Consider the following 10557-nt stretch of genomic DNA (forward strand, 5'->3'; position numbering starts at 1 on the left):
CTCGTCGATCTGGGTGACCCGGACGCCCGTGCGAACCTCCACCCCCAGCCGCTCCAGCGACTGGCGAGCCCGGATGGACAGCTTCTCCGGGAAGGTGGGCAGCACGTGAGCGGCGCCCTCCACCAACAGGATACGCGCCTGGCTCGGATCGATGTTCTGGAAGTCCCGCACCAGCGCGTGCCGACTGATCTCCGACAGAGCGCCCGCCAGCTCCACGCCGGTGGCTCCCCCTCCCACGATGACGAAGGTCAACAGCTCGCGGCGGCGCGCGGGGTCCGCTTCGCGCTCGGCCAGCTCGAAGGCGAGCAGCACCTGCCGGCGGATCTCCACCGCGTCCTCGATGGTCTTGAGCCCCGGCGCAAAACGAGACCACTCGTCATGCCCGAAGTAGGAGTGGGTGACTCCGGTGGCGACGATGAGAAAGTCGTACGCCAGCTCCCCATCCGCGAGCAGCACGCGCTTGCCTGGCACATCGATCTGCGTCGCCTCCGCGAGCAGCACGGAGATGCCGTAGCGGCCCAGGATTCCTCGCAGCGGGGAGGCGATGTCGCTCGGGCTGAGCGTCGCGGTGGCCACCTGGTAGAGCAGCGGCTGGAAGAGGTGGTGGTTGTGGCGATCCACGAGCGTCACGCGCACCGGCGCTCGCTTCAGGCGCATGGCCGCATAGAGGCCGCCGAAGCCTCCACCGAGGATGACCACATGGGGACGGGCGTCGGGGCGGGCTGTCACAAGGAGGACCTTCCCGCCTCCCCAGCCAAAGTCAACGAAGTCCGTACCCTCCGAGCCATCCACTCAACGGTGGTTCCCTCCCGAGGCTGGCCCTGGCGTGATAGAGGGGGCGGCCTCCGGGAAGACGCCACCGTGCCGAGAGATCTCTGCTGATGAAGTTCCTCCATCCGCTGATCAACATTCTCCAGGCTCTCTTCCTGGTGGTGTGGGGCGCCTTCTGGATTACCTCGGCCGGCGTGATGATGCTGCTGACCCTCAACGGCAATGTGCCGTTGATGATGGCTCGGCGCTTCTGGGCCAGCATGCACTGGCGCATTGGCGGCTCGCGGATGTTCGTGGAGCCGATGCCGGATCTCGACTGGAGCCGGCCCTACATCTTCTTGATGAACCACCAGTCCGCGATGGACATCCCCTGCGCGTTCGCCGCGCTGCCGGTGAACATCCGGTTCGTCGCCAAGCACGTCCTCAAGTACGTGCCCTTCCTGGGCTGGTACATGGCAATGACAGGGATGATCTTCATCAACCGCTCCAACCACCGGAAGGCCGTGTCGAGCCTGGAGCGCGCCGGCGAGCGCATCCGCTCGGGCAAGTCCATTCTGGCGTTCCCTGAGGGCACCCGCTCGCGGGACGGGCTCATCCTCCCCTTCAAGAAAGGCCCCTTCGTGCTCGCCATCGAGGCCCAGGTGCCCATCATCCCCGTGGCCATCGAGGGCTCCCTGCAGAACCTGCCCCGGGGCAGCATCTGGCTGCGCAAGCACGACATCCGCATGAAGGTGGGCCACCCCATCGAGACGAAAGGGCTCACGCCCGCAGACCGCGAGGCCCTGCTGCGCCAGGTGCGTGACGCCATCATCCAGCTCCACCGAGAGATCGGTGGCCAGGGGGGCGTGCCAGAGGCCATCGCCGAGCGGGGACGAGAGGGCCGCTCCTCGTCTCCGTCCCCCGCAGCCAACTGAGCTGGCAGCTCTCTGGTCGCCTGCCCGGCGAGCGACCGTGCTCGGCCCTGTTTCGTGAACCCCTCTCGTGGCAGGAGTCCCTGAATGGGCCAGGGCAGCCTGCGTCCCCATTTATAGATTCTCAGGTCGAAGGGACCCGGAACGAGACACGCCAGAGGTTGGGTCCTGGGTTAGGGGCGGTATTCCACGGAGATGACTTCATGACTCCTCGAGGGTTGGCCTGTGTGGTTGTCGGACTGGCATCGCAGCTCGCGCTTGGGCAAACGGCGCCGGTGGCTGCGCCGGATGACGAGGGTGCCGAGGTGCTGGATGCGTCCCCTACGGCGCCCTCTGCCCCCCCCGTGCTCCCCTCGGAGTCCCCTTCTCCCCGTCCCTTTGCCGGCGCGGTGTGGACCTCTGGCCATTGGTACTGGGACGGGGGCGAGTGGCGCTTCAAGCCAGGTGCCTGGATTGCGCCGATGCCTGGTTATCAGTTCATCAATGGCTTCTGGCGGCAGGAAGGCCATGGCTGGCAGTGGGTCTCGAGCGGCTGGGCACGACCCGGCTTGACAGTGGTGGAGATCCCCATCGACGTGGTGAACGAGGAGGTCTCCACGGCCCAGGCGCCTCCTCCCGTCCAGGGAGAGGCCCAGTCCCTGCCCCCCACGGCGGGCGCCACGTGGGCCCCTGGCTATTGGTACTGGTCCGGCCACGGCTGGGCCTGGGTGGAGGGGACCTGGGTGACACCTCCTCAGCAGGGTCTGGTCTTCGTCTCGCCGAGATGGGTCCGGCGAGGGCCGTCCTGGGTCTTCGTCGGCGGAGGTTGGGCCACCCCGGGCTCGTTCCGGATTGTCATCCCCGTCTATCGCCACGCGAGGATCGCCGTGCGGTGGGGACACCCCGGCTACTTCCTCCACTCCTGGCACCGGTACCCCATGGTGCATCGCTACGACGGCGGCCGGCATGGGCCTGACGGTGGGCGGCACTGGCGAGAGCGCGGTCCCCGGCACCACCACCCGGCCTCTCCGGCCCGGGAGCACCGCCACGGAGAGGGCCGTCGCCACCGCCGCTAGCCGTCCCCCACAGCCCTCCTGAGCGCATCGTCCATGCGCCATCCACTGCCGTGGACGGTGCGTGCGCGATCCCGGACTCCTCGCACTCTCCCGCGCTCCCTCTCCCGAGGGAACGCGCGCGGCACGCTCATTGCCTATGGCTCCATGCAATGCGCTCGAGGGATTTCCTCTCGGGCGCAGCACTCATGTCCCGTGAAGGGCTGCGTTGGAGACGCAATGAACAAGGTAACGGAGAAGTTGAAGGCAGTGGCGGCGGCGGTGGCGGCGATCGAGAAGCAGTTTGGGAAGGGGGCGGTGATGCCGCTGGGCGGCGAGGCGCAGGAGCAGAAGATCGCGGTCATCCCCTCGGGCTCGGTGAGCCTGGATCGGGCGCTGGGCGTTGGGGGCTATCCCCGCGGGCGCGTCGTGGAGGTCTTCGGCAACGAGTCCTCGGGGAAGACGACGCTCACACTGCACGCCATTGCGCAGGTGCAGGCGGCGGGGGGCGTGGCGGCCTTCATCGACGCCGAGCACGCGCTGGACGTCCACTACGCGCGCAAGCTGGGCGTGCGCGTGGAGGAGCTGCTCGTGTCCCAGCCGGACACCGGTGAGCAGGCGCTGGAGATCACCGAGCAGTTGGTGCGCTCGGGGGCGGTGGATCTGATCGTGGTGGACTCGGTGGCTGCGCTGGTGCCGCGGGCGGAGATCGAGGGCGAGATGGGCGATGCTCACATGGGCGTGCAGGCGCGGCTGATGAGCCAGGCGCTCCGCAAGCTCACGGGCGCGGTGAGCCGCTCGGGCACGTGCATCATCTTCATCAACCAGATCCGCATGAAGATCGGCGTGATGTTCGGCAACCCGGAGACGACCACGGGTGGCAACGCGCTGAAGTTCTACTCCTCGATGCGCCTGGAGATCCGCCGCACCGGCAACCTCAAGGAGGGCGACAGCGTCATCGGCACTCGCGCGCGGGTGAAGGTGGTGAAGAACAAGCTGGCCCCGCCGTTCCAGGAAGCGGAGTTCGACCTGCTGTACGGGGTGGGCATCCACCGCGCGGGCGAGGTGCTGGACCTGGGGGTGCAGGCGGGCCTCATCGAGAAGTCCGGCAGCCACTTCAGCCTGAGGGGCGAGCGGATCGGCCAGGGGCGTGAGCGGGCGTCCGAGTGGCTGCGCGAGCACCCCGAGGCCCTCGAGGGCCTGGCCACCGAGCTGATCGGGGCTACCTCGCCTGTCCCGGTGCAGACGCCGGAGCCGGTGGAGGCGCAGGCCTAGGCCGACGGCTGCTCGAGCGACACGGGCAGCGCCAGGCGGCGCTGTCCGGCGCGGAGGAAGAGGCGGCCCCCCTCCCCTTCCTCCAACAGCTCCCCCAGCTGGTACTGGGCATCCCGGGAGAAGCGGGCCTTGGCCCGGCCACGCTTCACCCGACAGGAGAAGACGCCCTCCGGCTCCAGCACGAGGGAATCCAGCTCGAGGGCTTCTGCCGTGCGATCGCTCAGGCGGACGGACACGCGCTCGTCCGGGGTGACATCCACCGTGCGGACCTCGTAGGCGGCATCCTCCACCTGGATGAAGCACCAGTCCTGGCCGATGCGGAGCTGATAGCGCCCGTCGTCGTCGAGCACTAGAGAGGTGTTGAAGAGCTCGATGATCTTCGGGTGCTCGATGGGCTCGTCGTCGTGCCACCAGCGCAGGTTCCTGTCGAGACGGATGCCGCTGTCCTCGCGCGTGTGCCAGCGCTTGCCGAAAGGCGGTTGTCCGGTGGGCGGTTGCATGACACCCCTTATGTGCGCGCCCGGCCCGGCGGAAGCAAGCCTCCCCGCCGCTGGCTACCAGTTCCGGACGTACTCGGTATAGCCGCGGAACGCCACGGCGCCCCAGAAGTTCACCAGCACTCCGAGCACCACGGCGGCCAGCACGAACCGGTTTCGCAAGGACCAGCCGCCGATGGCGAAGAGCAACAGCAGATAGGGCGTGTAGTCCAGGCTGAAGCGGAAGCCGAACTGCATGTAGCCGGTGTTCTGGTAGAAGAGCCCCGGCAGCGCGCAGATCGCGACAGTGAGCCACAGCGGCCAGTGCAGCCGGGGCCGCGCCCTCGGGTAGACGAGGAAGACGAGCAGCGGCAAGGTCAGCAGCAGGCTCAGCCCATGCGGGTCGTAGGTGAGCTGGAGCGGATTCAGGGATACCTGGGGCAGCTTGAGGAAGGCCGCCTCCAGGTTGCGTTGGAGGTAGGAGAAGTCGAACAGCCCATACCGGTCGATGTCCGCGTTGACGCGGTTGTTGTAGAGGAACGCGTGGCCGAACTCGCCCGGCTTGCCGAAGCGGTAGACGTTGTAGGCCGCGGCAAGGAAGGCGAGCGGCGCGGCGCCTAGGGCAAAGAGGCCCAGCTTGCGAGCCGCCGGCTTCCAGTTCGTCCCGAGGGCACGGAGCTGGCCCAGGCGGTCCGGCCCCGGGCACAGTGCCTCCAGCACGAAGAAGAGGCCCGCGAAGAGCAGCGGCGTGCGCGTGAGTGTGGCCATGGAGAAGAAGATCCCCGCGAGCACGGGCCGGTGGGCCTGGACGGCGTTGCGCAGGTAGAGGCAGGTGAGCGCCACTCCCATCACCTCCGCGCTGAACCACACCTCGCCACGGATGGCGCAGTAGAAGAACAGCGTGCCGAAGGCCAGGATGAGCGAGAGGCCGATGTTCTCGCTCTGGCTCCTCGCCGACTCCCCATCCCTCGCGAGGAAGCGCAGCAACGAGAAGAAGAGCGCCACCGCCAGTGCCCCGATGATCACCCCGAACGAAGTGTCATTGAACTGGTAGCCGTGCAGTGCCACGAACGGCAGCATCACGAGCGCTGGGAATGACGGGAAGCTCACGTACCAACGATCGCTCGGGAGCTGCTGCCCCTCGCAGCGGACCTTCTCTCCGCCCACCACTCTCACGCACGCCCAGTCTTCCAGGTTGGGCAACACCTCCGGATCCACATCGAGCCGCCCCTCCAGCCAGGACTGCGCCTGGTAGATGAAGTGCGGCGCAGCGCTCTGCCTCAGGAAGCGCTGAGAGCTGAAGCTCGCCAGCACCACGAAGCTGACCAGGAAGAGCACCACCTCCACCCGGTAGGCGGAGAGCCAGATGCGCACGGCCGCCCAGATCCTCTTCCCCGGTGAGGCAGGGGAGGAGGCGGGCGAGCCCTGCACGTCCGAAGGATCGCCTGAGCCCTCGGGTAGCGCTGCTGGCGCCGGCACTGGCACGGGCTCCCCCGATGCTGGCGCCGCTTCTGCCGGAGCCGTGGGCTGTGAGGCCTGCTCAGGCTGGGAGGGGATCTCGGTGGACACCTTGAGTGCCGCGGGCTCGGCGGATGGCGGGGCCGGGACAGACGCTGGAGCTCCCTTCGCGGAGGGAGAGGAGTCCTTCTTGGAACGCTGGGACTTGCGGCTCATGGAACGGAGGGCCCCGCGAGCAGGCGCTGGCGCAACATCTCGAGCGCGGAGGTAGCGGCGAAGAGGCGGACGCGGTCGCGATCGCCCATGAGCGAGAAGCGCTCGCTGCGAGTGGGGGCCCCCTCCGCGGCGAGTGCACAGTAGACGGTGCCCACCGGATCCTCGGACGTGCCCCCGGTAGGCCCCGCGTAGCCTGTGACAGAGAGGCCATAGGTCGTCCCACAGACAGCGCGCACGCCCTCGGCCATGGCCGAGGCCGTCTCACGCGACACAGCTGTGTGGCGGGCGAGCACCTCCGAAGGCACCCCTGCCCAGGCCACCTTCATCTTCTCCGCATAGGACACCGCACCGCCGATGAAGAAGGTGCTCGCGCCCGAGACGGCGGTGAGCTGCTGGGCGATGAGGCCTCCCGTACAGCTCTCCGCGGTGGCCAGCGTGGCTCCCGCCCGCGTCAGCAGCTTCGCCAGCACCGAGGCGTACTCCTCGTCATCGGCGCTGAAGACCGCCGTGCCAAGCAGTTGCCGCGAGGCGGCTTCAGCAGCGGCGAGGGCCGCGTCCGCCTCCGCCTGCGTCGGAGCGGTGGCCATCAGCTTGAGGTGGTTCTCTGGAGCGTGGGTGCGAAAGCCGAACACGACCCGGGGGTGCTGGGGAACCAGCGGGGCCACCGTCGCATCGAGCTGGGACTCGGGGATGCCCACCGTGCGCAGCAGGCGGAAGGCGCGGTAGACCCGCTCCGGATCGCTCCCCAGCAAAGCCCGGATGCGCGGGAGCACTTCGCCCTCCGCCAGCGCCCGGTACTCGCGAGGCACGCCTGGGACGAAGAAGAGCCGGGCACGCCCCAGCCGAAGGATGACCATGGGCGCGGAGCCCAGGGGGTTGCGGACCACCTCGGCGCCCTGGGGGACTCGCGCCATGCGGAAGGCCCCCGGATTCAGCGGCACGTTGCGCTGCGCGTAGCGCTCTTTCAGCCACTGCAGCACCTGGGGATCTTCCACCAACGGCACGCCCGCAGCCGCGGCGGCGCACTCCAGCGTGAAGTCATCCAGGGTGGGGCCCAGGCCCCCGGACACGAGCACCACGTCCGCGCGGGACGCCACCTCCAGGAGCGCCTGGGTGATGTCCGGCCGGACGTCCCCCACGAGCAGGGTGCGGTCCACCTTCACGCCCAGCTGGAAGAGCTGGGCCTCGAACCAGGGGCTGTTGGTGTCGGTGATGAGACCGGTGACCAGCTCGTCACCGGTACAAAGGAGCTCGACGCGCATGGGCGGAGCATCCTAGCGGCACTGCCCTGCCCCGGCACGAACTGTGGGGGCTTGTCCCTACAGCCGGTGGGATGCGGCACTGCTTGAAGCGGCTGAGCGCCGGCCAGGCCCCTCTCAGGAACCGGCGGCCTCCTCCTCGTCCTCCTCGTCCTCGTCCTCCTCGTCCTCTTCCGCCAGCACGGCCGCGGCTACCACGACCCCGGCGCCGCCCACCTTCCGAGCCACCAGCCGCTTGCGCACCAGGAATGCGGACTCGATGAGGCCCATGGCCAGGTACGCGGAGGAGTAGGCCACCAGCACATAGGCCGGCCGCATCTGGATGGCGATGGCCAGGCCGCTCACCACCACGAGCATGAAGACGACGGCGGACTTCTTCGAGAGGCGCAGGTCCTTGAAGGTGCGGTAGCGCACCGTGGACACCATCAACAGCGCCAGCAGCCCTACCACCGCCGCGATGGGCCCCTGAGCCGACTCGGCCGGCGGCGCCGCGAACACCGCGTGGTGGGTGATGATCAGCGACACCAGCACGCCCGCGGCCAGGGGGATGGGCAGGCCCACGAAGAAGTTCCCACCGCCGCCGTGGGGGTTGCGCATGGCCAGCACGTTGAAGCGCGCCAGGCGCAGCGCACCACAGGCCGCGAAGGCGAAGGAGATGAACAGGCCCAGGAAGCCCAGGGGAGCCAGCGCCCACTTGTAGACCAGCAGGGCAGGCGCCGCGCCGAAGGACACCACGTCCGCCAGGCTGTCGAGCTGCATCCCGAAGTCGCTCTGCGTCTTCGTCAGGCGAGCCACCCGGCCGTCGAACCCGTCGAAGAACATGGCGAAGAGGATGGCCAGCGCCGCCTGATAGAGATGAACAGGCGTTGCCTCACCTGTGCAGAGCGTGATGGCGTAGAAGCCGCAGAAGATGGAGGTGACAGTGAAGAGGTTGGGGAGAACGAACATCAGCTGGCGCAGCTTCATCGGATCCCTCAACTTTCTGATGCTCGTTCGCGTCTGCACGGCGGACTGAACGGACCATAGCAAGGTTTTATTGCGTCCACGGAGGGTTGGATGGATCCGCAAAAATGGCTGCTGTGGGGGCTGCTGCTCTTTCTGGCCGTCGTCCTGGGCAATGTGGTCTGGGTGCTGGGGGTTCGCCGCCTTTACCGTCCCCGTACAGCCCCACCGCAACTGCTCAAGGCCCGGTGCCAGGATGGGTGGGAGCTTGCCATTCATGCGCGGCGCGCACCTCAGCGGCGCTTCGAGGAGCCCGTCCTGCTCTGCCACGGACTGGCCGCCAACCGCTTCACCTTCGACTTCGCGCCGCCGTACTCGGTGGCCCACTACCTGGCGGAGGCCGGCTTCGACTGCTTCAGCGTGGAGTGGCGCGGCACGGGACACTCGCGCCGCCCACCGCCAAGCCGCCGGTACACGGACTTCACGGTGGATGATCACATCCTCCAAGATGGGCCTGCGCTGCTGGAGCTGGCGCTGAAGGAGACGGGCGCCAAGCGCGTCTTCTGGCTGGGCCACTCGCTGGGCGCGCTGGTGGGCTATGCCTTGGCGCAGGGTCCTCACGGACACCAGGTCGCGGGGATGCTCGCGCTGGGTGCGCCCGTCTTCCTCAAGTCCGAGCCTCTCCTGCGCTCGCTGCTGGGGCTGGGGGTCCACGCGGCCTGGCCCCAGAGCCTCCGGCAGGAGTGGATGAGCGCCACCTTCGCGCCCTTCCTCGGCTACATCACCTTGCCCATGTCGGATCTGGTGGTGAACCCCCAGCACATCCCTCCGCCCATCCAGCGGCAGGTGTTCGCCAACATGATGGCGTCGATGAGCCGCAAGGTGCTCCTGCAGTTCCGCGACTGGATCGAGAACGACGCGTTCCGCTCCTATGACGGCAAGGTGGACTGGCGCGCGGGGCTGTCCCACGTCACCCAGCCGGTGCTGGTGATGGGCGGCAGCAGCGACCGGCTCGCCACCGCGGAGAACGTCCGCAAGCAGTACGAGCTGCTCACGGCCTCCACCGATCGGACGCTCCACATCTTCGGCCGCGATCGAGGGGACAAGATGGACTATGGCCACGGGGACCTCATGTTCGGCACGGGAGCGCCGAATGAGGTCTACCCACTCATCCGCACGTGGTTGGAGGCTCGGGCCACGCCTCTGCCCGCCTTGGTGGATCAGCCCGTACCGTCGCCCACGCTGCCGGCCTGAGGTTCCGCTCCTGCGCTCACCAGCGCACGGGCAGCGAGTCGAAGCCACGGAACACCAGGCCGCGAAGCTGGTGCTCATAGAAGAGCTGGGTGCGGGCGGCGCTCAGGCGCGGATCCCTGAAGCAGGCGGCCACATCCTCGTGCCGGGTCATGGGCGCTGCCTTTCGTGTGGGGTGGAGCTGGGAACGGGAGAGGCCACCTCGATGCAGGGGGCCGAGAGTCCTCGGCGATCTTCTGTGTTGAGACGCTCCAGGTGAACCTTCGTCGCTCCCTCACATTCCGCCCAGACAAGCCCCTCGGCCATTCCGCTCGCGGTGAGCGCATCCGCCCACACCTCGCCGTCCCGAAGCACCGCCAGCGCCGTCCCCTTCGTGTCACGCACCTCGAGCCCCACCGCCTTCACCCGTGCAAGGCTCTCCACCACCAGCCCCGCCAGCTTGCACCCGGACAGCGTCACGTCGCGCAGCGTCACCTCCGCCCCCTGGGCCGCCAGCACCCCCGCGCCGAGCGCCTCGCGCACCTGGACACCCTCGAGCTCCGCCTCCACTCCGCGCAGGTGCAGGCCATCCCCCGTGTAGCCCTCCTTCGCGCGCACCCGGGTGATGGTGCCGTTGCGCGCGCGCAGCTTCCCTCGGGTGGCCAGCACGCCATAGGCGTCCACGTCGTCCACGCGGAAGTCCCTCACCTCCAGGTCCGAGTCCACGAGCTGCAGCGCCCCGAAGCTGCCGCTCCGGCTCACCTGGATGTCCACCAGCCGCCCTGTGGACCGGGTGAGCCCCAGCCCCGCGCGCTCCGCCCGCAGCGAGGTGAACCCCCGCACCTCCAGCTTCGCGGCGTAGCTGGCCAGCCCGTACTCGTGGCCGATGACCAGCCCGTCTTCGATCTCGAGCGTCCCCTCTCGCACCAGCAGTCCCGGCCCCCGCCCCTGCTCCACCGTCACCCGCCGCAGCCGGACCCGCCCACCC

The 10557-nt window shown here is 68.6% G+C and carries 11 protein-coding genes; 4 read left to right on the forward strand and 7 right to left on the reverse strand.

The window, feature by feature from the left end; translation table 11 throughout:
- Positions 1 to 699, reverse strand: a 699-nt coding sequence (locus VD972_RS08545) for an NAD(P)/FAD-dependent oxidoreductase (RefSeq protein ID WP_414654014.1), incomplete at its 3' end; no start/stop codon positions are given.
- 182 nt (positions 700 to 881) lie between these two features.
- Here VD972_RS08545 and VD972_RS08550 point away from each other — a divergent pair.
- From VD972_RS08550 to recA, 3 genes are all read left to right on the forward strand, one after another.
- The gene (locus VD972_RS08550; RefSeq protein ID WP_324983587.1) at positions 882 to 1685 is read left to right on the forward strand and encodes a lysophospholipid acyltransferase family protein; all 804 of its coding nucleotides are present in this window, start codon (positions 882 to 884) and stop codon (positions 1683 to 1685) included.
- Positions 1686 to 1885: 200 nt separating this feature from the next.
- Positions 1886 to 2737, forward strand: a complete 852-nt coding sequence (locus VD972_RS08555; RefSeq protein WP_324983590.1) for a YXWGXW repeat-containing protein — start codon at positions 1886 to 1888, stop codon at positions 2735 to 2737.
- 216 nt (positions 2738 to 2953) lie between these two features.
- On the forward strand, positions 2954 to 3988 hold the full coding sequence (gene recA / locus VD972_RS08560) for a recombinase RecA (RefSeq protein ID WP_324983593.1): 1035 nt from the start codon (positions 2954 to 2956) through the stop codon (positions 3986 to 3988).
- Here the strand turns inward: recA and VD972_RS08565 are convergent.
- The 4 genes from VD972_RS08565 to pssA all read right to left on the reverse strand — a co-directional run bounded on the left by VD972_RS08565 (position 3985) and on the right by pssA (position 8363).
- Positions 3985 to 4488: a DUF1285 domain-containing protein gene (locus VD972_RS08565; protein ID WP_324983596.1), complete on the reverse strand. Its 504-nt coding sequence runs from the start codon at positions 4486 to 4488 to the stop codon at positions 3985 to 3987. The two genes, recA and VD972_RS08565, sit on opposite strands and share 4 nt — an antisense overlap.
- A gap of 54 nt (positions 4489 to 4542) precedes the next feature.
- The gene (locus VD972_RS08570) at positions 4543 to 5838 is read right to left on the reverse strand and encodes a hypothetical protein (RefSeq protein WP_324983599.1); all 1296 of its coding nucleotides are present in this window, start codon (positions 5836 to 5838) and stop codon (positions 4543 to 4545) included.
- 296 nt (positions 5839 to 6134) lie between these two features.
- Positions 6135 to 7400, reverse strand: a complete 1266-nt coding sequence (locus VD972_RS08575) for a CinA family nicotinamide mononucleotide deamidase-related protein (RefSeq protein WP_324983602.1) — start codon at positions 7398 to 7400, stop codon at positions 6135 to 6137.
- 114 nt (positions 7401 to 7514) lie between these two features.
- On the reverse strand, positions 7515 to 8363 hold the full coding sequence (gene pssA, locus VD972_RS08580; protein WP_324983605.1) for a CDP-diacylglycerol--serine O-phosphatidyltransferase: 849 nt from the start codon (positions 8361 to 8363) through the stop codon (positions 7515 to 7517).
- A gap of 90 nt (positions 8364 to 8453) precedes the next feature.
- Between pssA and VD972_RS08585 the strand changes: the two genes are divergently transcribed.
- Positions 8454 to 9593 carry an alpha/beta fold hydrolase gene (locus tag VD972_RS08585; RefSeq protein WP_324983608.1) on the forward strand — a complete coding sequence of 380 codons (1140 nt, stop codon included), beginning with the start codon at positions 8454 to 8456 and terminating at the stop codon, positions 9591 to 9593.
- Positions 9594 to 9609: 16 nt separating this feature from the next.
- Here VD972_RS08585 and VD972_RS08590 read toward each other — a convergent pair whose 3' ends face one another.
- Positions 9610 to 9744 (reverse strand): hypothetical protein, encoded by a 135-nt coding sequence (locus VD972_RS08590; RefSeq protein ID WP_324983612.1) that lies wholly within the window; start codon positions 9742 to 9744, stop codon positions 9610 to 9612.
- Positions 9741 to 10557, reverse strand: an 817-nt coding sequence (locus tag VD972_RS08595; RefSeq protein ID WP_324983616.1) for a hypothetical protein, incomplete at its 5' end; no start/stop codon positions are given. The genes VD972_RS08590 and VD972_RS08595, both read right to left, overlap by 4 nt.

It is taken from the genome of Hyalangium sp. (assembly GCF_035629615.1).
Classification (GTDB): domain Bacteria; phylum Myxococcota; class Myxococcia; order Myxococcales; family Myxococcaceae; genus Hyalangium.